Annotated in this window: 21 protein-coding genes and 1 other annotated feature; all 21 genes read left to right on the forward strand. The window is 41.5% G+C overall.

The annotated features are described in order from the left end of the window. Positions 1-32: 32 nt before the first annotated feature. The 21 genes from ftsZ (at position 33) to MHI20_RS01445 (ending at position 22,405) form a co-directional block, all read left to right on the forward strand. A complete protein-coding gene (ftsZ, locus tag MHI20_RS01345; protein WP_007499752.1) occupies positions 33-1,178 on the forward strand; it encodes a cell division protein FtsZ in 1,146 nt (381 codons plus the stop codon). A 301-nt stretch (positions 1,179-1,479) separates the two neighbouring features. Then, positions 1,480-5,799, forward strand: a complete 4,320-nt coding sequence (locus MHI20_RS01350; RefSeq protein WP_414642606.1) for a S8 family serine peptidase — start codon at positions 1,480-1,482, stop codon at positions 5,797-5,799. Positions 5,800-6,048: 249 nt separating this feature from the next. Beyond that, positions 6,049-6,978 carry a sigma-E processing peptidase SpoIIGA gene (gene spoIIGA, locus MHI20_RS01355; RefSeq protein WP_017367198.1) on the forward strand — a complete coding sequence of 310 codons (930 nt, stop codon included), beginning with the start codon at positions 6,049-6,051 and terminating at the stop codon, positions 6,976-6,978. Positions 6,979-7,037: 59 nt separating this feature from the next. Further along, positions 7,038-7,757, forward strand: coding sequence for an RNA polymerase sporulation sigma factor SigE (gene sigE, locus MHI20_RS01360; protein ID WP_007499746.1), 720 nt, complete (start codon positions 7,038-7,040; stop codon positions 7,755-7,757). Positions 7,758-7,900: 143 nt separating this feature from the next. Then, positions 7,901-8,680 (forward strand): RNA polymerase sporulation sigma factor SigG, encoded by a 780-nt coding sequence (sigG, locus tag MHI20_RS01365; protein ID WP_003211879.1) that lies wholly within the window; start codon positions 7,901-7,903, stop codon positions 8,678-8,680. Positions 8,681-8,830: 150 nt separating this feature from the next. Continuing rightward, the gene (locus MHI20_RS01370) at positions 8,831-9,769 is read left to right on the forward strand and encodes a sugar-binding transcriptional regulator (protein WP_024720314.1); all 939 of its coding nucleotides are present in this window, start codon (positions 8,831-8,833) and stop codon (positions 9,767-9,769) included. A gap of 243 nt (positions 9,770-10,012) precedes the next feature. Beyond that, complete coding sequence (locus MHI20_RS01375) at positions 10,013-11,257, forward strand: NAD(P)H-dependent oxidoreductase (RefSeq protein ID WP_007499740.1); 1,245 nt, start codon at positions 10,013-10,015, stop codon at positions 11,255-11,257. Between the two features lie 12 nt (positions 11,258-11,269). Then, on the forward strand, positions 11,270-11,686 hold the full coding sequence (locus tag MHI20_RS01380; RefSeq protein ID WP_340936369.1) for a transcriptional regulator GutM: 417 nt from the start codon (positions 11,270-11,272) through the stop codon (positions 11,684-11,686). Positions 11,687-11,717: 31 nt separating this feature from the next. Further along, positions 11,718-12,248, forward strand: a complete 531-nt coding sequence (gene srlA / locus MHI20_RS01385) for a PTS glucitol/sorbitol transporter subunit IIC (RefSeq protein ID WP_003210918.1) — start codon at positions 11,718-11,720, stop codon at positions 12,246-12,248. A gap of 13 nt (positions 12,249-12,261) precedes the next feature. Continuing rightward, the gene (gene srlE, locus MHI20_RS01390) at positions 12,262-13,272 is read left to right on the forward strand and encodes a PTS glucitol/sorbitol transporter subunit IIB (RefSeq protein WP_024720315.1); all 1,011 of its coding nucleotides are present in this window, start codon (positions 12,262-12,264) and stop codon (positions 13,270-13,272) included. 26 nt (positions 13,273-13,298) lie between these two features. After that, the gene (locus MHI20_RS01395) at positions 13,299-13,655 is read left to right on the forward strand and encodes a PTS glucitol/sorbitol transporter subunit IIA (RefSeq protein WP_007499733.1); all 357 of its coding nucleotides are present in this window, start codon (positions 13,299-13,301) and stop codon (positions 13,653-13,655) included. Between the two features lie 128 nt (positions 13,656-13,783). Continuing rightward, entirely contained in the window at positions 13,784-14,560 is a 777-nt protein-coding gene (locus MHI20_RS01400; protein WP_024720316.1) for an ABC transporter ATP-binding protein, read from the forward strand. Between the two features lie 79 nt (positions 14,561-14,639). Further along, positions 14,640-14,876 (forward strand): YlmC/YmxH family sporulation protein, encoded by a 237-nt coding sequence (locus MHI20_RS01405; RefSeq protein ID WP_008344958.1) that lies wholly within the window; start codon positions 14,640-14,642, stop codon positions 14,874-14,876. Positions 14,877-15,088: 212 nt separating this feature from the next. Further along, entirely contained in the window at positions 15,089-15,952 is an 864-nt protein-coding gene (gene pgeF / locus MHI20_RS01410; RefSeq protein ID WP_268355681.1) for a peptidoglycan editing factor PgeF, read from the forward strand. Positions 15,953-15,958: 6 nt separating this feature from the next. After that, entirely contained in the window at positions 15,959-16,648 is a 690-nt protein-coding gene (locus MHI20_RS01415; RefSeq protein ID WP_026050091.1) for a YggS family pyridoxal phosphate-dependent enzyme, read from the forward strand. Position 16,649: 1 nt separating this feature from the next. Next, positions 16,650-17,108, forward strand: coding sequence for a cell division protein SepF (gene sepF, locus MHI20_RS01420; protein ID WP_017359354.1), 459 nt, complete (start codon positions 16,650-16,652; stop codon positions 17,106-17,108). 6 nt (positions 17,109-17,114) lie between these two features. Beyond that, a complete protein-coding gene (locus MHI20_RS01425; RefSeq protein ID WP_024720319.1) occupies positions 17,115-17,396 on the forward strand; it encodes a YggT family protein in 282 nt (93 codons plus the stop codon). A 54-nt stretch (positions 17,397-17,450) separates the two neighbouring features. Further along, a complete protein-coding gene (locus MHI20_RS01430) occupies positions 17,451-18,227 on the forward strand; it encodes a YlmH family RNA-binding protein (RefSeq protein WP_017367204.1) in 777 nt (258 codons plus the stop codon). A 26-nt stretch (positions 18,228-18,253) separates the two neighbouring features. Next, the gene (locus MHI20_RS01435; RefSeq protein ID WP_008344947.1) at positions 18,254-18,748 is read left to right on the forward strand and encodes a DivIVA domain-containing protein; all 495 of its coding nucleotides are present in this window, start codon (positions 18,254-18,256) and stop codon (positions 18,746-18,748) included. Between the two features lie 59 nt (positions 18,749-18,807). After that, positions 18,808-19,045, forward strand: a binding site (T-box leader). A gap of 59 nt (positions 19,046-19,104) precedes the next feature. Further along, complete coding sequence (gene ileS / locus MHI20_RS01440; protein ID WP_242731985.1) at positions 19,105-21,870, forward strand: isoleucine--tRNA ligase; 2,766 nt, start codon at positions 19,105-19,107, stop codon at positions 21,868-21,870. Between the two features lie 160 nt (positions 21,871-22,030). Beyond that, positions 22,031-22,405 (forward strand): TraR/DksA family transcriptional regulator, encoded by a 375-nt coding sequence (locus tag MHI20_RS01445; protein ID WP_008344944.1) that lies wholly within the window; start codon positions 22,031-22,033, stop codon positions 22,403-22,405. Positions 22,406-22,427 lie beyond the last annotated feature (22 nt).

Genomic DNA, 22,427 nt, shown 5'->3' on the forward strand with positions numbered 1-22,427 from the left:
ACTAGATTTTCGACGGATTAGGAGGATTCAGCATGTTGGAGTTTGAAACAAATATAGACGGCCTAGCATCAATTAAAGTAATCGGTGTAGGTGGCGGCGGAAATAACGCTGTCAACCGAATGATTGAAAATGACGTACAGGGTGTCGATTTTATTGCAGTGAATACAGATGCACAGGCGTTAAACTTATCAAAAGCAGAAACAAAAATGCAAATCGGTGCTAAGCTGACAAGAGGGCTTGGAGCAGGTGCGAATCCTGAAGTCGGTAAAAAAGCTGCTGAAGAAAGCAAAGAACAAATTGAAGAAGTCCTAAAAGGCGCTGACATGGTCTTTGTGACAGCCGGTATGGGCGGTGGAACTGGTACGGGTGCTGCACCTGTCATTGCGAAAATCGCAAAAGATTCTGGAGCCTTGACAGTTGGAGTTGTGACTCGTCCTTTCACATTTGAAGGAAGAAAGCGTCAGCTTCAAGCAGTTGAAGGGATTGCTTCTATGAAAGAAGCAGTTGATACGTTAATCGTGATTCCAAACGATCGCCTGCTTGAAATTGTCGATAAAAACACGCCAATGCTTGAAGCATTCCGTGCAGCAGATAACGTGTTAAGACAAGGTGTTCAAGGGATCTCAGATCTCATTGCAACACCAGGTTTAATTAACCTTGACTTTGCTGATGTGAAAACGATCATGTCTAACAAAGGTTCAGCTCTTATGGGAATTGGTGTCGCAACAGGCGAAAACCGTGCTGCTGAAGCAGCGAAAAAAGCCATTTCTTCACCACTTCTTGAAACAGCGATTGATGGAGCACAAGGTGTTATCATGAATATTACGGGTGGTACGAACCTTAGTCTTTATGAGGTACAAGAAGCAGCGGATATTGTTGCATCAGCCTCTGATGAAGATGTCAACATGATCTTTGGATCTGTCATTAATGATAACTTGAAGGATGAAATTGTGGTCACAGTCATCGCAACCGGTTTTATTGAGCAAGAGCCGGAAGTGACAAAACCTCAAAGAAATCCATTAGGACAAGGATTAAAGCAAAATCAATCCATTCCACAAAAGCGTGAAGTAAAACGTGAGGAACATCAGCAAACATCATCACAACCAAGACAAAATACACAGTCAAGTGATGATACATTGGATATCCCAACGTTCTTACGTAACCGCAACAAACGATAAGCAAGCACGATTCATCCCCTTCCTTTGGAAGGGGTTTTTTTATGTCTGCATGGTGAGAAGATCCTGAGCCTGATTGATATAAAAGTCTTGTTTCCGACGTGTTATTTGGAACTATCGTATGTGTTTTGGTTTGAGTCTTTTAAGTCAAAAGAATCATTTTTAATTCCCTTTACAAAAAACGACAAAATGTTGAACTTTATTTGACTACATTAATGAGAACACCATGAAACTTGTCATGATCAAAAAGAAGGGGGAGGGGCAGGATACACACTGTTTGACCATTTGAGGAGGAGGGATTTTATTGAAAGTGAAGTTTCGCAAAACCGCCGTCTATCGTTTCATGAGTCTTTTGGTGATTGGTACTTTAACGATGACAAGCTTTGGGATGGTTCAAGCAAAATCGACTTCTACCTCATATCAGGAGGAAGCCGTTTCCTCTAAGACAACAAAAGCCAAGATTTCTTCGAGATTAAAGAAGCAGTTTCAAAAGGAAGATAAGGTGACCTTCTTAGTCAAAATGAAGGAACAAACGAATGTACAAAAAGTAGCAAAAGAAGCTGTATCAAAAGCAAAAAAACAAAAATTAACCGCGGCTAAAATGCAGTACACAAAAAGATCAGCCGTTGTATCTGAGCTGAGAGCAACATCTGATGAAACGCAGCAAGCGCTCCTAGCGTATTTACAAAAGGAAAAAAAGAATAAGCAAGTGAAAGATATTCATTCCTACTATATTGTGAATGGTCTAGCTGTGACGGCAACAAAAGAAGTGATGGAAAAGGTTGCTTCTTTTCCAGAAGTAGCTCATGTGCTGCCGAATGAAACACGTCAACTTCATCGTCCTGTTGATTTGAAGCATGCTAAGCCAAACAAACAAATCAAAGCAGTAGATGGAGTCGAATGGAATATTGCTCAGGTGCATGCACCTGAAGCGTGGGATTTAGGCTATGACGGGACTGGAACCGTTGTGGCAAGTATTGATACAGGTGTCGAATGGGATCATCCTGCGCTAAAAGAAAAATACCGCGGGTTTAATCCTGCTCGTCCGAACGAACCATCTCATGAACTGAATTGGTATGATGCCACGACAGGCTCTGAAGTCCCTTATGATGACTTGGAGCACGGGACCCATGTGACAGGCACAATGGTTGGTTCTGAGCCAGATGGAAAGAATCAAATTGGGGTCGCACCGGGAGCAGAATGGATTGCAGTGAAAGCTTTTTCAGAAGATGGCGGTACAGATGCTGATCTGTTAGATGCCGGTGAATGGATTTTAGCACCGAAAGATCAAAACGGAAATCCTCACCCAGAAAAGGCACCTGATGTTGTGAATAATTCGTGGGGCGGTGGGCCAGGTCTTGATGATTGGTATAAAGATGTAGTGAATGCTTGGAGAGCAGCAGACATCTTTCCAGAATTTTCAGCCGGTAATACCGATTTATTCAATCCAGGCGGCGCGGGTTCGATTGCAAATCCCGCTAACTATCAGGAAGCGTTTGCTACAGGCGCAACAGACCAGGACAACAAGTTAGGGTCTTTCTCCCTTCAGGGTCCATCTCCATATGGCGTAATGAAACCAGATATTGCTGCTCCGGGAGTAAACATTCGTTCTTCGATCCCGGGAAAAGGATATGAGGATGGGTGGAATGGTACATCGATGGCAGGTCCGCATGTCTCAGCTGTTGTTCTTCTTCTTCGCCAAGTGCAATCAGACCTTTCTGTTGATGAAATTCAGCAAATTCTCATTGAGACAGCGAAACCACTGACAGATCAGCAATTTCCTGAATCCCCTAACAACGGCTATGGGGCAGGGTTAGTTGATGCAAGAGAGGCGATTACTGCTTTAACCAATGGAATCGGTACGATTGAAGGCCAGGTGACAAAAGAGGGAGAAGATACAGAACCACCTGTTTTTTCACATAAAGGTCCGAATGAAATTTTTGCTGCAACGCCAACCCCATTGACCATCACTGCAGAAGATGGGATAGCAGTGGCAAATGTTTCTTTGACTTACCGAGTAGATCAAGGTGAATGGGAGACGTTGCAAGCCAACCGCACGGATGGAAATCATTTGAAAGGAACCTATACGGTGCAGCTCCCTGAACTTGAGGGGGAAAACGTGACGTACCGATGGATTGTGAAAGATTTTGGAGAAAATGAAGCGGCATCAGATTCTTATACACTTCCAATTAAAACATCCATCACCACTGGCTACTCACAAGATTTTGAAGCATGGCCAAGTGGATGGTTCAGTGGTGGAACAAAAGATCCGTGGCAGTGGGGAAAACCGTCCACAGGTCCAAAACAAGCATTTAGCGGGGAACATGTCTATGCCACCAATTTAGACAGTCCTTATGAAAATAAAACGGACGCCAATTTGTCTATGCCGCTCATTGCTGTACCAGATTCAGGTTCTTCCTACCTGCAATATCAATACTGGCATGATCTCGAAGCCAATTATGATTATGTGCATGTCTATGTACAGCCAGAGGGTGAAGACGCCGTTCAAGTGACAGCTTATACGGGGAAAACAAATGCGTGGACAGCAGGCGAAGTTGATTTATCTGCTTATAAAGGGCAAAAAGTGAGAGTCCTGTTTCAGATAAGAACAGATGGCAGTGTCACAAAAGATGGCTTTTATTTAGATGATGTGAAAATCACAGATGAGGCTTTGTCTCAACAAGCCAAGAACCAGCTAGGTGTGATCAAAAAAGAAAAATCCACAAGCCAGAATAAGAAATCAGTTGATCCAAAAAAGGCAAAGCCTGCTAAAGTAAAAAATAAACATGTACACATTCAAAAGCAAAACAGTCATGATGCTCCGTCTATTCAAGCACTTCCAATGAAAGCACAAATCAGTGTTCTAGAAAGCGGAAAATCAACTTCCACCGATGAAGCGACAGGGAAATATCAGCTGTCTCAAGGAGCAGGAGAATGGACAGTGAAAGCGGAAGCTTACGGCTTTGAATCACGGTCCCAAAAAGTCAAAGTGGCATCAAAAGAAACAGCAGAAGCGAATTTCTCTTTACAGCCGCTAGAGAAACGAACGATCTCCGGCACGGTCGTCAATGAAACAACTGGTGAAAAGGTGAAGAATGCAACTGTTTATCTTGTGGAGGACGCAAAAATTGAGCCGGTGAAAACAGATGAATCCGGTGAATTTTCTCTAGAGGCATTAAGCGGTGTCTATACAGTCAAAATTTTTGCAAAGGGGTTTAAAGGCTATACGTTTACAGCGGATGTGACGGAAAAGCCACTTGAAAAGTCAGTGAAACTTGAGCCTTTTATCGGCTTTCCGGGAGAGATTGGCTACGATGATGGCACGGCTGAAAATGCGCGGGCTTTCTACGATCCTGGCAATGGCTGGGCTGTAAAGTTTTCATTAGAAAAAGGAAAGAAACAAGCACAAGTCACAGGTGGTCTTTTCCGGTTTTGGACATCAGAATGGCCAGCTCCTGGAGGCGATGAATTTGCTGTTGAAGTATATGATGCTTCTGGGAAGGGTGGCGCACCAGGTGAGAAAATCGCAGGACCTTTAAAAGCAAATGCGCTGCGTAATGGTGAATGGACAAAAGTAGATTTAGAAGATCAAGCCATTACAGTAGATGGTGATTTCTATCTTGTTTATATTCAAACGAAAAAGAATACCGAATCTCCGGGACTTGCCACAGATGAAGATGGCCCTAATGCTGAAAGAAGCTGGCAGCTGACGAGCGGTGCTTTTTCTCCTTCTCCGAAAGAAGAGGGGAATTATATGATTCGTGCGCTCGTAAACTATGAAGCAGATGTACCAGAAATCACTTCTCCAAAGGAAGGAACCATTACAAATAAAGGTGAATTGACGATTGAAGGCACAGCCTCTCCGGATCTCGATGTGGCCATTTATCAGAATGATGAAGAGGTGGCCAACGTCAAATCAGATGAGTCGGGTACTTTCAAAGAAAATGTATCTGTTCCAAGTGGAGAGCATGTCTTCACGGCGGCGACTGTAACGGATAAAGGCTCAACAAAACATTCCAAGCCAGTCAAGGTGATCATCGATCAAACAGCACCGACGTTGACCATTGATACACCGAAAAAAGGCGACAAGTCTAATAGAGAATCACTCACGGTGGAAGGGAAAGTAGCGGATGATTATCTAGATCAAGTCACAGTCAATGGAAAAAAAGCGACCGTAAAGGATGGGGCATATTCTGCAAGGGTGCTGCTTGAGAACGGGAAAAATACAATCAAAGTGACAGCAAAAGATGCGGCTGGAAACAAAACGACTAAAAAGGTCGACATCGATGTACAATATGATGCACCTGTCATTTCTGAATTAACGCCAAAAGACAATATGAATCTATCATCAGGTGAATCGGTTAAGATTTCATTTAAAAGCAGGGAAAAGCTAGATGCCACCTTTGTTCTTCATATGCCGCTGACAAATGCTAGATCAAAACTTCAAAACACAACCGAACTGCCGATTCGTGAAGTAGCACCGGGAACGTATGAAGGCTACTGGACGGCGACATCTATTGCAAAAGCAAAAGGTGCAGTGATTGAAGTCATTGTCAAAGATGATTATGGAAATGTCACAAGACAGAAGGCAGAAGGAACACTCACCATCAATGAGAAAGAATGACAGCGAAAAAGACACGACTCTTCGGAGCGTGTCTTTTTTTGTGTAATTGATAGAGGAGACACTTGTCCAACAAATCATTCGGATGTTCTTTCTGTCTCATACGTCGACAAAAACGATAACAATCCACCAAAAGTTCTCTATCATCCCCTACAAGAATTGACAGACTTCCATCCGATGACTGTTTTATACTGGTACAAACAAGTGCAAGTACTGCTTTTGATTCTTTGTTTCAGATGAAAGGAGCAGAAGGTGGTCATTTATTTAGATGTCATTTGGCTGTTAAACTTTTGTTTTGATCTATTGCTGCTCTTACTCACGGCATTTATTCTCAAACGACAAGTGAAAAAAAGGCGATATATGTTAGGAGCTCTCATTGGATCGAGCATTGTTCTCTTGCTCTTTACGCCATTTGCAATGATTGTGTCGCACCCTTTAGGCAAACTGCTTTTTTCTGTCTTGATCGTGCTTGGAACCTTTGGCTTTCAAAGATTTCGTTCCTTTTTTCAAAACCTGTTTGCTTTTTACTTTGTCACATTTTTGATGGGAGGGGGCATGATCGGGGTTCATTCGTTTTTGCAGACAAATACAGTCATTCAAGATGGACTGCTTATTTCACAAAATGATGGATTTGGTGATCCCATTAGCTGGCTTTTTGTTCTCACTGGCTTTCCGGCCATTTGGCTGTTTTCAAAGAAACGATTAGGAGAGGTTGGTGCGAAAAAAAGACAATATGACGAACAAGTACTTGTGGAGATACACATTCAAGGAGAAACAATCCGCTTAAATGGTCTGGTCGATTCTGGAAATCAGCTGTATGATCCATTGACGAAAACACCTGTCATGATCGTCCAGCTCGATCAGCTCACATCTATTTTCGGAGAGCCATTTATAGAAAAAATGAAACAGTTTCATCCTGTTGAAGTGATGCAAAAGCTTGATGACCATTTTCCGCTGCTTGATCGTTTAAGACTCGTTCCGTATCGCGCAGTCGGTCATGATCACGGGTTTCTACTATGCTTTAAACCAGATACGGTCGTCCTTTATACAAAAACGCATATGATCCAGCCAGCGAAGTGTTTTGTTGGGATGAGTCTAAGTGGATTATCAGCAGATCAGGAATTTCAATCCATCATTCATCCAGAGATGTTAGACGGAAAAATGATACAAGGGGTGTCGTAGTTTTTTTGTGATGTCTTTTATCTTACGAAGTCAACTGGACATTTAGAAGGGAGAAGAAGATGAAAAAATTAAAATTTAAACTCACTTACTACTGGTATAAACTTCTCATGAAGCTAGGGCTAAAGAGTGATGAGATTTATTATATTGGTGGAAGTGAGGCACTGCCTCCGCCGTTATCAAAGGATGAAGAACAAGAATTGCTCGTTAAATTACCTAAAGGGGATCAAACAGCAAGAGCCATTTTGATCGAAAGAAACTTGCGATTGGTCGTTTATATCGCAAGAAAATTTGAAAACACAGGCATTAATATTGAGGATTTGATTAGTATCGGAACGATAGGCCTCATCAAGGCAGTAAATACGTTTAATCCAGAAAAAAAGATCAAACTGGCCACATATGCGTCTAGATGTATTGAAAATGAGATTTTGATGTATTTGCGCCGAAATAATAAAATCCGTTCAGAAGTATCCTTTGATGAACCGCTTAACATCGACTGGGACGGAAATGAATTGCTTTTATCAGATGTACTTGGGACAGATGATGATATTATCACCCGGGATATTGAAGCAAATGTCGATAAAAAATTACTGAAAAAAGCGTTAGAACAATTAAACGATCGTGAAAAACAGATCATGGAACTGAGGTTCGGTTTAGTTGGCGGTGAAGAAAAAACCCAAAAAGATGTTGCCGACATGCTTGGTATTTCTCAGTCCTATATTTCAAGGCTCGAAAAAAGAATTATTAAACGATTGCAAAAAGAATTTAATAAGATGGTCTAAAAAATTTTTTTTGAAAGCTTTATCCCTGCACTGTCAAAGGGATCACCATTTTTTCACATCTTTCTCGTCGTAGACCGTGCATATTTTTCCATCCCACGGAGATACTGAACTTTGTACAACAGCTCCTGTAGGGAGGGAAAAAAGTGTCCAGAAATAAAGTGGAAATCTGCGGAGTCGACACCTCCAAACTGCCTGTTCTGAAAAACGACGAGATGAGAAAATTATTCAGACAGCTGCAAGATGAAGGTGATGATACAGCAAGAGAAAAGCTAGTCAATGGCAATTTGCGGTTGGTTTTAAGTGTGATTCAGCGTTTTAACAACAGAGGCGAGTATGTTGATGATCTCTTCCAAGTAGGCTGTATCGGATTAATGAAATCAATTGATAATTTTGATTTAAGCCACAATGTCAGATTTTCAACTTATGCGGTCCCTATGATCATAGGAGAAATCCGTCGATACTTGCGCGATAACAACCCCATCCGGGTGTCTCGTTCACTAAGAGATATTGCCTATAAGGCGCTTCAAGTCCGTGAGAGACTGATTAGTGAGACAAGCAAGGAACCAACGGCAGAAGACATTGCCAAAGTGTTAGAAGTCCCTCATGAGGAAATTGTTTTTGCCCTAGATGCCATTCAAGATCCTGTTTCTTTGTTTGAGCCGATTTATAATGACGGAGGAGATCCGATTTATGTGATGGATCAAATTAGTGATGAACGGAACAAAGATACACAATGGGTAGAAGAATTGGCCTTAAAAGAGGGAATGCGCAGATTGAATGATCGAGAAAAAATGATTCTTCGTAAACGCTTTTTCCAAGGCAAAACACAAATGGAAGTGGCAGAAGAAATCGGCATTTCTCAAGCACAAGTATCAAGGCTTGAAAAAGCAGCAATCAAACAAATGAATAAAAATATTTTTTAAAGCCGCCGCTGATGTGCGGCTTTTTTCATTCTTTTTAGAGAACCCATCTGTAGTATTGACTCTGTTATTTTTTTCATTTAATCTGTTTTTAACAAATGTTATTTAAAATATCATTTGTGAGGGAATAGAGAAGCGGAAAGAAGGGTTATTATGACATTCCATGATGAAAGAAGGCTGCTCATTAAGGTTGCGCATATGTACTATGAAGAAGGCGCCACTCAATCTAAAATTGCAGAAGCTGTTGGGGTTAGCCGTTCGCTCATATCGAAATATTTGGCAAAAGCACGTGAAGCAGGAATCGTGGAAATCATTATTCATGATGAAGTAAATCAACAATATGGTTCGTTAGAAAGAAAAATAGAGCGAAAATACGGGCTGCGAGAAGTCGTGTGTGTGGAATCTCTCAGTCAAGAAACAACAAAAAGTCGAATAGGAGCTGCGGCTGCGGGCTTTTTATTAAAAGTCATGAAGGATGGACAAGTCATCGGTTTTTCATCAGGGACAACCTTGCATGAAATGGCGAAAGCGCTTACGTCTGTTCAGCATTTTCCATCTGTGACATTTGTTCCGCTTGTCGGAGGCGTCGGAAATGAAGATGTTGATATTCATGCCAACTATATTATTGGAAGATGCTCAGAAGCACTCAAATCCAAATGTGAGTTTTTACATGTGCCTGTCATGCTTGATACGAAAGAAGCGAAAGATGTACTCATTAGACAGCCGTCGATCAAAAAAGTCATTGAATTAGGAGAATCATCAAATATCGCGGTCGTAGGAATAGGCGGGGTTCCGCAACATTCAACGATGGTGAAATCCTATATGACAAGTGGTGAGGAAGATATCCTGCAAGCGAAAGATGTTGCGGGCGACATTTGTTATAACTTTATTGATCATAAAGGTGAAGTGTATCCGCATCCGTGGAACGACCGGGTGATGGGGATCAGTCCTCTAAAACTGAAAGAGATCCCTCTTGTGATTGGTGTCGCTGGAGGAGAAGAGAAAATTGAAGCGATCAGGGCAGCGTTAGAAGGTGGATTAATTCATGTGTTAATTACAGATGAACAAACCGGAGATGCCCTATTAAAGTAACTACCTAAGCCGATTAGGTAGTTTTTTTGAGTCTTTAGACTCAAAAAGATTGAGAATTTTATCGATTTTATCTTGACACAAAGTTGACACATCATATAAACTAAGTTCATAACAAATGATAAATAAAATAACAAATGTTACAGTAAACAGATTTTTGTTAATTTTTATAACATTTGTTAAAAGTTTCAGATTATTTTTCTAGCAATCTATTGTGAAGCAAGAAAACCTGAAAGGATGATTTAGATGTCAATTTATCAACAATTGTTAGCACGAGAACGCAGCGGAGATCCAATCAAAGTTGGGATTATCGGGGCAGGTCAAATGGGGTTTGGACTCATTTCACAAATTTCTAAAATTCCAGGCATGATTGTCGCAGGTGTTTGTGATATTCATCTTAGTGCAGCTGAGAAAGCAGCGAATTTTTACAAGCAACATGCGAAACCACATCAAATGGTCGTCACAAATGATTACAGAGAAGTGATTCAATCAGATTCTGTGGAAGTCGTTGTGGATGCAACAGGTGTTCCAGAGGTCGGAGCAAACATTTCTTTGGAAGCGCTTAATTCAAAAAAACATCTCGTTCTTTTAAATGTAGAAGTCGATATTACGATCGGCTTGGTCATGCATAAATTATTCACGAATGCAGGACTTGTTTACTCTGGATCAGCTGGAGATGAACCAGCAGCAACGCTAGAACTATACGAATTTGCAAAAACAATGGGGCTTGAAGTATTGGTTGCTGGGAAAGGTAAGAACAACCCATTCTTCCCAGAAGCAAACCCAGATACGTGTAAAGCTGAAGCAGATAGTAAACATATGAGTGCCCACATGCTGGCAGCATTCCAAGACGGAACAAAAACGATGGCAGAAATGAACCTATTAAGTAATGCAACAGGACTTTTGCCTGATAAAGTCGGCATGCATGGAGTAGAAGCGAATTTAGAAAATGTAGCAGATAAATTAAATCAAAAACAGCAAGGCGGCGTACTGGATAACTTCGGAGTCGTTGAATATGTAAACGGACTTGCACCAGGTGTCTTTGTCATCGTCAAGAGTGATCTTGAGCCAGTAGATGAAGAACTTCGCTACTTAAAAGTTGGAAAAGGTCCTCACTACACACTGTATCGTCCTTTCCACTTAGCAAGTCTTGAAACACCAGTGACGATCGCAAAAGCAGTCTTACAACACGATTCTTCAATCCATCCAATTGGTGTACCAGTATCAGAAACTGTCGCTGTGGCGAAAAGAGATATTAAAGCAGGAGAAACACTTGATGGTATTGGCGGATACTCCGTAAGAGGTGTACTTGAAACACATCAAGACATGAAAGCGAACGGCCACATCCCAATTGGCTTAATCAGCGGAAAAGTGGTAGCGAAAAAAGATATCAAATTGGGGCAATTCCTATCTCATGATGATGTAGAACTTGATGCAAGCACAACGGTCTGGAAGCTGCGTTCATTACAAGATCACTTATTTCAATCATAAGGACGTGAGGCTATGGAAAAATTAGCAATCGTACTTTGTATTATTCTGATTGTGCAGTATGGTTTATCGTTTATTCAAATCAAGTACTACCGCAAGAGCATGGATTCACTGATTGACGACTATAAAGGGAAACAAGGCTATCACTTGTTTTCAGGAATGGAGCGGCGCAAATTTGGTCCTGGAGCCATTGCGCTCATCATTGTCGATGAATCATACATCATTCAAAAGTGTCATGTGCTGGGCGGCGTCTCGATTTTGTCTAAATTTAAGGAACTGCCTTCCTATGAAGGAAAACATGTGGGGGCTGTGCTTGATGAGCATCACATGATGAAACAAACATTGAAAAAGCGCAAAAGGGGACCAGCTGTCATGCAAGCACTCTCCATGGCAGCGGAGCAGGCGCTTGTCTCGATTTCTAAAAAAATATAACAAATGTGAACTAAGAAAGGGGAGATGAAACATGGAATGGATTCAATGGTTTGGAGAGCACTTTATCGGGATGTTTGAAGCCGGCGGAAAGCAGTTCATGGGTCTTGTTACAGGTATCGTTCCAACGCTTGTTGTGTTACTTACTTTCACTTATGCTGTCATGAAGTTTATTGGAGAAGAGCGAGTGAATAGAGCGATTCAGTTTGCAGCGAAATATACCATTTTGCGCTATACGTTAATGCCGATCTTATCCGTTCTTATTTTGACAAACCCAATGGCTTATACGTTTGGCCGCTTCTTACCTGAAAAACAAAAACCAGCATTCTATGATTCAGCTGTTTCATTTGTTCATCCGGTGACATCGCTGTTCCCGTATGCCAACGCAGGAGAACTGTTTGTCTACTTAGGAATTGCGAACGGGATTAAAGAAGCTGGATACTCTATGTCAGAGCTGGCTGTTCGTTACTTCTTAGTCGGGATCGTTGTCATTTTACTTCGCGGAATCATTACGGAATGGATCACAAAGTACTTAGCAGGAAAAATGAAAGCGAATTCACAATAGGGGAGGGTTAGACATGACAAACCACAAAGTATTTGTTGCAAAAGGTGCTGGCGGATGGGGAAAAGGATTAGAGCTTGAACCAACCGGTAAAAGAAGAAAGGTCGTTTCCATTACAGGAGGAGGCATTCACCCAGTTGCACGAAAAATTGCAGAAATGACAGGGACAGAAGCATGTGATGGCTTTAAAAATTCTATACCAGAAGATGAAATGATGTGTGTTGTCATTGACTGCGGAGGAACAGCGCGAATTGGGCTTTATCCAATGAAACGCATTCCTACTGTCGATGTGCTGGCATCCTCTCCTTCTGGACCGCTTGCAAAACACATTACAGAGGATATCTTCGTATCAGGTGTCACAGAAAAAGATATTTCCTTTGCTGAAGCATCTGATAGTGAAGGGAATGTAGAAGGTCAAGAAAGCAGCGGCCCAATTGACAAAGAGAATTTCAAAGAAACCTATTCAAAACTGAAAGAGGAAAATATCGAGCGTCAAGAAAAAGGGAATTTCCTCATGAGATTCTCAAGAGGAATCGGAAAAGTAACCGGCACATTCTATCAAGCTGGTCGTGATTCTGTTGATATGCTCCTTAAAAACATTATTCCATTCATGGCCTTTGTCAGTATGTTAATTGGAATTATCAATTATACAAAAATCGGTGATCTGATTGCCCATTTCCTTTCACCTTTGGCAGGATCTTTATGGGGGCTCTTACTGCTCGTTGTTGTCTGTACCTTACCGTTCCTATCGCCTGTCTTAGGACCTGGGGCAGTCATCGCACAAGTCATCGGTGTACTGATTGGTAGTCAAATTGCACTAGGAAACATTCCGCCTCAATTTGCTCTTCCAGCACTGTTTGCAATCAACGGTCAAGTAGGGTGTGACTTTATCCCGGTTGGGCTATCACTTGGTGAAGCGAAGCCGGAAACGGTACAATATGGGGTACCAGCTGTTTTGTATAGCCGTCTCATTACAGGCGTTCTATCTGTTGTGATCGCATACGTTGCTAGCTTCGGTATGTATTAAACGTATTAAAGGAGGAATCGAGATACATGGTAACACAATCTGTCGTAAAAGAAATTGGGATATTAGTCCCGCAGTTTAAAGAAGATAAGCTGATTGTTTTATTTGGACCAGCAGCGCCGCAGGAATTAAGAGATATGTCTGTCATTCATGAGTTTGAACACTTAGAAGAAGAGCCGCTGAAATTAGGCGGAACGATTCAAGTGGGCGACCAAACTTATACCATTACTGCTTTAGGCAATAAAGCAAATGACAACTTTAAGGAACTCGGCCATATTTCGATCTACTTCCAAGAGCCGTTTGATGATGTATTACCGGGAGCTGTCTTTGCATCCCCACATACGTTTCCTGATATTAAAGAAGGCGTACGAATTGAAATTTCGTAACCATGGAAAAAAGCTGTTCCTTATAGGGAGCAGCTTTTTTGCGTTAGGTTTACTGATTGAAACATTTGCGATATGCTGTAGACGTTATTATTTGTATATTCAGAATTTTTATTCAGGGGGAAAAGATCGTGTCGCTTGACTTGAAGGATGTTTCTTTAAAACGAAATGGAAAATGGCTGCTTCGTTCTATTGACTGGCAGGTGAAAAACCAGGAACACTGGGTGCTTTATGGTTTAAATGGTGCTGGGAAAACGGCTTTATTAAATATGCTTTGCTCATATTATTTTCCAACGTCAGGTGAGATGACGGTGTTAGGCCATGTGTTTGGCAAGGAAGCGCTTGGTGAAAAACTAAGGAAGAAAATTGGTCTCATCTCTGCTGGTCTTGAAAAGAAGCTGCACAGAGATGACAATGCATTTGAAATTGTTTTGAGCGGGGCATTTGCTTCCATCGGACTTTATGAAACACCGACAGATGAGATAAGAGAGAAGGCGATTGATTTATTAAAAACATTTGGCTCGTTTCAATATGCCAATCGCACGTATGAAACCCTGTCGCAAGGAGAGAAACAAAAAGTGCTCATCGCAAGAGCTTTAATGAATGATCCGAAGCTCCTAATATTAGATGAACCTGTGACGGGCCTTGATTTTTTAGCAAGAGAACAGGTGCTAGAGACGATCTCATTGATTGCATCAAAACCAGATGCGCCCACATTGCTCTATACGACCCACCATGCAGAAGAGATTCTCCCGATTTTTCAGCACACCTTATTATTAAAAGAAGGTACTGTGTTTCATAAAGGGGAGACAAAGCAGATAATGACAAGTGACTTGCTTTCTTCCTTTTTTGAATGTCCAGTCGAAGTCATGTGGCAAAACGGCCGTCCTCACTTAAGTAAATTGTAGATAAGAGAAACTATTGGTCTGCTTCCCTGCTTTTCCATCATACATATTATAGTAGAAAACGAAAGGCGGGGAAGGACAGATGATCAGTATTTCTGAATTCCAAATCAAAGATGTCGTCGATGTGTCCAGCGGAAAAAAATTAGGTACTATTGGAGACATTGATATCAATGTCACGAGCGGTAAAATACAAGCGATTATCATTGGCGGTACAGGTAAAATGATGGGATTTTTCGGAAAAGAAGAGGAAATGATTGTCCCGTGGCGAAATATAGTAAAAATTGGCGAAGATGTGATACTTGTCCGTTTGTCTTCTTAATTTGTGTAAATTCCTCAACTAATAGATCAAATTTTCCTTAAAACAAGCTCTCCATTCTCAGCAATCAATGTCTTTTTCGGGTAAAAAGATTACGTTTTCATATCAATTTGAAAAAAAACCTGTAGAAAGGGCACATTTGAGTGTAATATTTAATGAATCCCACTAACTGTCTTAGCAGGTCTTGTGGTAAAATAGGAGCGATATAAAGAGAGATGAATGAAAGGTGGGAGGCAGCTTTGATAGACAAATATGACCCCTTTCAGCAGAAATCACCTTATGCAATGCTAATTCATGATTGGACGAACATGACATGTTCTGGAAAAGAGATATTGGCCGGTTTTACGACAAAAAATGGCGGCTTTAGTCTTTCTCCATATCAATCAATGAACACTGGACTCCATGTAGGAGATGATGCTTCTAGTGTCCAAATGAATCGTCAAGTCATTGCAGATGCTACTGCTGTGCCGCTCTCTAATTGGGTGTTTGCTGACCAAACACACGAGGATCGCATCATGAAAGTCACGAAGGAACAAAAGGGAAGAGGAAGTCTTCAGTATGATGAAGCACTCTCTAGAACAGATGGTTTATACACCTCTGAACCAAACATCATGCTCGCTCTTTGTTTCGCTGACTGTGTTCCGCTTTATTTTCTAGCGCCGCAATCTGGGCTGATTGGAACGGCTCATGCCGGCTGGAAAGGAACCGTCAAACAAATTGGCGCCAACATGGTTGATGCATGGGTTCGCCAAGAAGGCGCTGATGCCGATCATATACAAGTCGTCATTGGACCATCCATTGGCAGCTGCTGCTACATAGTAGATGATGTTGTCATAGATCAAGTGAAACAGCTTCCTTTTTCAACAGAGGATGTGTATTCCGAGATGTCACAAGGACAATACAAAATTGACTTAAAAACACTAAACAAAAACGTATTACTTCATGCAGGATTAAAAGAAGAAAACATACATGTCAGTTCGATGTGCACAAGTTGCAATAAGCAGCATTTCTTCTCACACCGGCGTGATCAAGGGAAAACAGGACGTATGATGTCTTTTGTCGGGTTTAAGGAGGCATAAGTGCAATTGAATGTACGAGAGAATCTCAGACAAATAAATGAACAAATAAACGAAGCATGTAAAAGAGCAGGTAGACATCCAGACGATGTATCGGTTGTCGCTGTCACAAAGTATGTCTCGATTGAACGAGCATTAGAAGCCAAGGATGCCGGAATTTTGCACTTTGGTGAAAATCGTGACCAAGGGTTACTTGAAAAACAGGCAGCCATAACCGATGAAAACATTAGCTGGCACTTCATCGGCAGTTTACAGACGCGAAAAGTGAAATCTGTCATTCAGACCATTGACTACTTACATTCGCTAGACAGAATGTCCCTTGCGAATGAAATTGAAAAAAGAGCGGATCACACGGTTCGCTGTTTTGTACAGGTGAACACATCACTTGAGGAGTCAAAACACGGCTTACAAAGCGAAGACGTGATTCCATTTGTCAAACAGCTGGCTGATTTCAAACATATTGAAATTGCTGGACTCATGACGATGGCTCCATTTACAGATGATCACACGGTGATACGAAACTGTTTTAAAACATTAAAAAGCCTTCAACAAGAGGTAAAACAACTGAACCAAGTAAATGCACCTTGTCAGCATTTATCGATGGGCATGTCAAACGATTTTGAAATCGCAATTGAAGAAGGTGCGACATTTGTTCGGATTGGCTCTTCACTTGTTGGAAATGAAACAGGAGGTGCGTGACATGAGCATAAAAAATAAGTTTAAAAGCTTCTTCACACTCGATGATGAAGAGTATGAGTACGAATATATTGATGAAGAAAGAGAACCAGCACAAGAAGAAAAAAACACAAAAGATAAAGCGGCATTTCAAGAGCGTCCTCAGGCAGGAAAACAAAATGTCGTCAGCTTGCAAAGCGTGCAAAAATCCTCTAAAGTGGTGTTAAGTGAGCCGCGTGTTTATGCAGAGGCTCAAGAGATTGCAGATCATATTAAAAATCGGCGTGCAGTCGTCGTCAATTTGCAGCGCATTCAGCACGATCAAGCAAAGCGAATCATCGACTTCTTAAGCGGAACGGTTTATGCAATCGGTGGAGACATTCAGCGTATTGGCTCGAATATATTCCTCTGCACTCCTGATAATGTGGATGTATCTGGCACAATATCAGAGCTATTGACAGAGGAAGAACCTCAGAGGTGGTAAACCAAAGTGACTCTATATTACATTTTTCAGTTTCTACAGACTGTATTAACGATTTACTCATTCGCGATCATTATTTACATCTTTATGTCATGGGTACCATCTGCAAGAGAAACAGCGATTGGCCGCTTCTTGACAAACATTTGCGAACCGTATTTAGAACCATTCCGTAAAATTATTCCGCCAATTGGCATGATCGACATCTCGCCAATTGTGGCATTGCTTGTGATTCGTTTCGCATCATTGTATGGACTAACTGGTCTTTATAATATGATTGTACGATTCATGTAAACAGGCTGCCGGGCTTGGCATCTGCCAGGCTCTTTTACATAAAAGGGGAACAAAATGAGCGATATTTATCAACATTTTAGAAAAGACGAACAGCCATTTGTCGACCAAGTATTAGGCTGGAAAAACATCGCACTCGATCAATATCGAATGAAATTAACAGACTTTCTTGATCCGCGTGAGCAGTTCATTACCCAGTCCGTGATTCAGCATTCTGATGAACTGGGTCTCATGTTTTTTGGCGGTTATGAGGAAGCGGAGCGGAAAAGGGCTTTGATCTATCCTGACTATTTAGCACCGACCATACAGGATTTTGAACTGACTTATTTTCAGGTGAACTATGCGAAAAAGTTTATTTCGATAGAACACCCCAACCTTCTCGGTTCGCTCATTGGGACAGGCCTGAAGCGTCAAAAATTCGGTGATTTGTTGTTTTCAGAGGACAACGTGCAATTTATTTGTACAAGCGATGTTGCCGATTTTGTTCGGGCTCAGCTGACGCATGTCGGCAGAGCATCTGTTTCATTAGAGGAAATCAGCAAGGCAGATCTTCAGCCAGTCATCAGCAAAACCGATATCAAAGAAGATACGATTTCTTCACTGCGGCTTGACGCTGTATGTGCTGCTGTCAGCCGTCAGTCTCGGCAAAAAGCACAGCTTTTGGTCAAAAATGGTCTTGTCAAAGTAAACTGGAAAGTCACTGAAGACCCTTCCTTTACAATTGGTGAAGGTGATCAGCTCTCTGTCAGGGGATTTGGCCGCTTTAGCTTAAAAACAATTGATGGGAAGACGAAAAAAGATAAATTCAAAGTAACATTTGAGCTTCTGACATAACGAATTTGAATCTGGAGGTGGCAAGATTGCCATTAACACCTAATGATATTCATAATAAAACATTCACAAAAAGTTTTCGCGGCTATGACGAAGATGAAGTAAATGAGTTTTTAAGCCAAGTACGTAAAGATTACGAGATCGTACTTCGCAAAAAGAACGAGCTTGAAGACAAAGTCAACGAGCTTGATGAAAGACTAGGCCATTTTGCAACAATTGAAGAAACATTAAACAAATCCATTCTTGTGGCGCAAGAAGCAGCAGAAGACGTGAAGCGTCATTCTGATAAAGAAGCGAAATTGATCATTCGTGAAGCTGAGAAAAATGCAGACCGTATTATCAACGAAGCGTTATCAAAATCAAGAAAGATTGCAATGGAAATCGAAGAGCTCAAGAAACAGTCGAAAGTCTTTAGAACTCGTTTCCAAATGCTCATCGAAGCTCAGCTTGATCTTCTGAAAAATGATGATTGGGATCATTTGCTGGAATATGAAGTTGACGCTGTCTTTGACGAAAAAGAATAAGCGCATCACCTTGACATGACGTGCTCATGTTGCATATAATACCATCATAAATTAACAAGAGATAAACGTTTGAAAGGGACACTCGCAGCGGTTACATGCGTAATAAAGCGAATCAGGGACGGTGGAAGCCTGACATTACGAAACGCTGCAATGAGATCACCCCTTTAGTTCCTTTTCTGAAATGAATGAGTAAGAAAAGGCGTCAGATCACGTTACGATTTTAGAGTGGATAAGCGGCAATTTCAAAGCGCTTGTCTAAAAGGGTGGTACCGCGAGACAAGCCTTCTCGTCCCTTATGGGATGAGAGGGCTTTTTTTATTGTTTTTTAATACGAATTTGCATGTGGAGGAATAGGTATGAACTACAAAGACACCTTATTAATGCCAAAAACAGAATTCCCGATGAGAGGGAACTTGCCGAACAAAGAGCCTGAAATCCAAGAGGAGTGGGCAGAAAAAGACATCTATCAAATGGTTTTAGAGCGAACAAAAGGACGCCCAACCTTTATTTTGCATGATGGACCTCCATATGCGAATGGTGACATTCATATGGGGCACGCACTCAATAAAATCCTCAAAGATTTTATTGTCCGTTTTAAATCAATGAATGGATTCCATGCACCGTACGTACCGGGCTGGGATACACATGGCTTACCGATTGAAACAGCCCTTACGAAAAATAAAAAAGTCAAACGCAAAGAAATGTCGACAGCAGAATTCCGTAAACTATGTGAGGAGTATGCTTGGAAACAAATAGAAGGTCAACGCAATCAGTTTAAACGTTTGGGCGTAAGAGCAGACTGGGATAATCCATATGTGACATTGAAGCCTGAATACGAAGCGCAGCAAATTCTTGTCTTTGGTGAAATGGCGAAAAGAGGCTATATTTACAAAGGTCTTAAGCCTGTTAACTGGTCTCCTTCAAGTGAATCAGCACTTGCTGAAGCAGAAATTGAATACAAGGACAAACGTTCACCATCGATTTACGTATCATTTAAAGTGAAAGATGGTAAAGGCGTACTTGAAAACGGCGAGCAGTTCATCATCTGGACAACAACACCTTGGACACTTCCTGCAAACCTTGGCATTTGTGTTCACCCAAACCTAGAGTACAGCGTGCTTCAAGTGGGTGCTGAGCGATATGTCATCGCATCTGAGCTAGTTGAACAAGTGGCAAAAACACTTGGCTTTGAAGAGTACGAAGTTGTGAAAACCTTAAAAGGTAAAGAATTAGATAAGGTCGTTGCAGCACATCCAATTTACGATAGAGATTCTCTTGTGATGCTTGGCGATCACGTCACAACAGATGCAGGAACAGGCTGTGTTCACACAGCGCCAGGTCACGGGGAAGATGACTTTATCGTAAGTATGAAGTACGGTCTTGATGTGTTATGTCCAGTAGATGAAAAAGGTGTGATGACAGAAGAAGCACCTGGTTTTGAAGGACTATTCTATGAGGATGCCAATAAAGCCATCACAGAACAGCTTGAAGCAAAAGGCGCATTGAAAAAGCTCGACTTTATCACGCACTCTTATCCGCATGACTGGAGAACGAAAAAACCAACAATTTATCGTGCAACTGCTCAGTGGTTTGCTTCCATTAAAGATTTCAGAGAAGCACTATTAGATAATATTAAAGAAACGAAATGGGTTCCAGCTTGGGGCGAAACGCGCCTGTTCAATATGGTGCGTGACAGAGGTGACTGGTGCATTTCAAGACAGCGTGTATGGGGCGTTCCAATCCCAGTCTTCTATGCTGAAAATGGTGAGCCAATCATCACAGATGAAACGATTCAGCACGTCTCTCAATTATTTAGAGAACATGGCTCGAATATTTGGTTTGAAAAAGAAGCAAAAGAATTATTGCCTGAAGGCTTTACACATCCAGGCAGCCCGAACGGTGAATTTACAAAAGAGCAAGATATCATGGATGTATGGTTTGATTCTGGTTCTTCTCACCAAGCGGTATTAGAAGAACGAGATGACCTCGTTCGTCCGGCAGACCTTTACCTTGAAGGTTCTGATCAATATCGCGGCTGGTTTAACTCATCTTTATCTACAGCAGTTGCTGTCACTGGAAAAGCGCCATATAAAGGTGTTCTCAGCCATGGCTTTACGCTTGATAAAGAAGGACGCAAGATGAGTAAATCATTAGGCAATACGATTGATCCGACGAAAGTGGCGAAGCAGCTTGGTGCGGAGATTCTTAGACTTTGGGTATCTTCTGTCAACTATCAAGCCGATCATCCAGTGTCTGACGACATTTTAAAACAAGTCGCAGAAGTTTATCGTAAAATCCGTAACACGTTCCGCTTCTTGCATGGTAACCTGTTTGACTTTGATCCAGCAGTCAATGCAGTACCAGTCGAAGAGCTTCGCGAAGTGGATCAATATATCTTAATCAAATTAAACAAATTGATTGATAAAGTGAAAAAAGCTTATGATGATTACGAATTTGCGGTTGTCTATCATGCCATCCACAACTTCTGTACGATTGAGCTTAGCTCTTTCTATCTCGATTTTGCAAAAGATGTGGTATACATTGAGCATGCGGATCATCCAGACCGCCGCAGCATGCAAACGGTTTTCTATGAAACATTAATGGCGTTAGTGAAGCTAACAGCACCAATTCTTCCGCATACAGCAGATGAACTATGGAGCCACTTAAGCTTTGTTGAAGAGCCAAGTGTTCAGTTAACAGATATGCCAGAAGGTGTAGCTGTTCCTCAAGCAGAAGCTACAGAAGTGAAGTTTGACAGCTTTATGGAAGTACGTGACGATGTGCTAAAAGCGCTGGAAATTGCGCGTAATGAGAAAGTCATCGGACGTTCACTTGAAGCGAGTGTGACCCTTTATGCAACAGAGGAAGTGAAAAACCTTCTTGCATCCATTAAAGAAGATGTGAAGCAGCTGTTTATCATTTCTGAGTTAACAGTAGAAGATGAGAAGCATGCAGACGCATCAGCGCCTGAATACACATCAGGACGTATTGTTGTTCAAAAAGCAGAAGGCGAACTGTGCGAACGCTCCCGCATTATTTCAAAAGATGTTGGCGCAAATCCAAAATACCCAACATTGTCGCTCAAAAATGCTGAAATCGTGGAGAAATATTACCAGAATTAACAGCGTGATATCACCAACTAGCGCCCCGCATATAGCGGGGCGTTTTTGATATAGAGAAAATGACAGCGTTTAGAACGAAAGGAAAAATCTTTTGGCTTTAAAGTGAACAGGCGGGGCAACAATATGATTATCACGACAGGGCAGGAGTTGAAACAGCGACATGAATGGCGATCTAGAGACGATTTACATGGAACTCCTTCAAATGAGAGAAGAACTGCAATCGAAACTGTTTGAATATGCATCATTGCGTTCACCCGCTGAACATGTCACGTTTGATCAAGCAAAAACGACCACGCTTCTTTATCACATCAAAGAAGAACTACAAGATGTTTCGCTCGCGATTGCAAAAATTGAACAAGGAACTTATGGCATATGTGAGGCGACAGGGCATACAATGCCTATTGAACAAATGAGTATTCTTCCGACTGCTCGTACGACTGACGACTTTTTATATCATAAGCAATACGAGAAAAAAGCATTCACCCCTTATCCTTATGAATCAAACGATTCTCATTTTGAAGCCTTCCACATGTAGGGAGGTTTTTGTCTGTCAACTA

It is taken from the genome of Bacillus sp. FSL K6-1106 (assembly GCF_038005245.1).
GTDB classification, from domain to species: Bacteria; Bacillota; Bacilli; order Bacillales; family Bacillaceae; genus Bacillus; species Bacillus altitudinis.

What these genes read in the sequence shown, in the direction of transcription:
- ftsZ (WP_007499752.1), top strand. Translation starts at nt 33, where the DNA reads ATGTTGGAGTTTGAAACAAATATAGACGGCCTAGCATCAATTAAAGTA.
- sigE (WP_007499746.1), top strand. Translation starts at nt 7,038, where the DNA reads ATGAAAAAATTAAAATTTAAACTCACTTACTACTGGTATAAACTTCTC.
- MHI20_RS01370 (WP_024720314.1), top strand. Translation starts at nt 8,831, where the DNA reads ATGACATTCCATGATGAAAGAAGGCTGCTCATTAAGGTTGCGCATATG.
- MHI20_RS01375 (WP_007499740.1), top strand. Translation starts at nt 10,013, where the DNA reads ATGTCAATTTATCAACAATTGTTAGCACGAGAACGCAGCGGAGATCCA.
- MHI20_RS01380 (WP_340936369.1), top strand. Translation starts at nt 11,270, where the DNA reads ATGGAAAAATTAGCAATCGTACTTTGTATTATTCTGATTGTGCAGTAT.
- srlA (WP_003210918.1), top strand. Translation starts at nt 11,718, where the DNA reads ATGGAATGGATTCAATGGTTTGGAGAGCACTTTATCGGGATGTTTGAA.
- srlE (WP_024720315.1), top strand. Translation starts at nt 12,262, where the DNA reads ATGACAAACCACAAAGTATTTGTTGCAAAAGGTGCTGGCGGATGGGGA.
- MHI20_RS01395 (WP_007499733.1), top strand. Translation starts at nt 13,299, where the DNA reads ATGGTAACACAATCTGTCGTAAAAGAAATTGGGATATTAGTCCCGCAG.
- MHI20_RS01405 (WP_008344958.1), top strand. Translation starts at nt 14,640, where the DNA reads ATGATCAGTATTTCTGAATTCCAAATCAAAGATGTCGTCGATGTGTCC.
- pgeF (WP_268355681.1), top strand. Translation starts at nt 15,089, where the DNA reads ATGAATGAAAGGTGGGAGGCAGCTTTGATAGACAAATATGACCCCTTT.
- sepF (WP_017359354.1), top strand. Translation starts at nt 16,650, where the DNA reads ATGAGCATAAAAAATAAGTTTAAAAGCTTCTTCACACTCGATGATGAA.
- MHI20_RS01430 (WP_017367204.1), top strand. Translation starts at nt 17,451, where the DNA reads ATGAGCGATATTTATCAACATTTTAGAAAAGACGAACAGCCATTTGTC.
- ileS (WP_242731985.1), top strand. Translation starts at nt 19,105, where the DNA reads ATGAACTACAAAGACACCTTATTAATGCCAAAAACAGAATTCCCGATG.
- MHI20_RS01445 (WP_008344944.1), top strand. Translation starts at nt 22,031, where the DNA reads ATGAATGGCGATCTAGAGACGATTTACATGGAACTCCTTCAAATGAGA.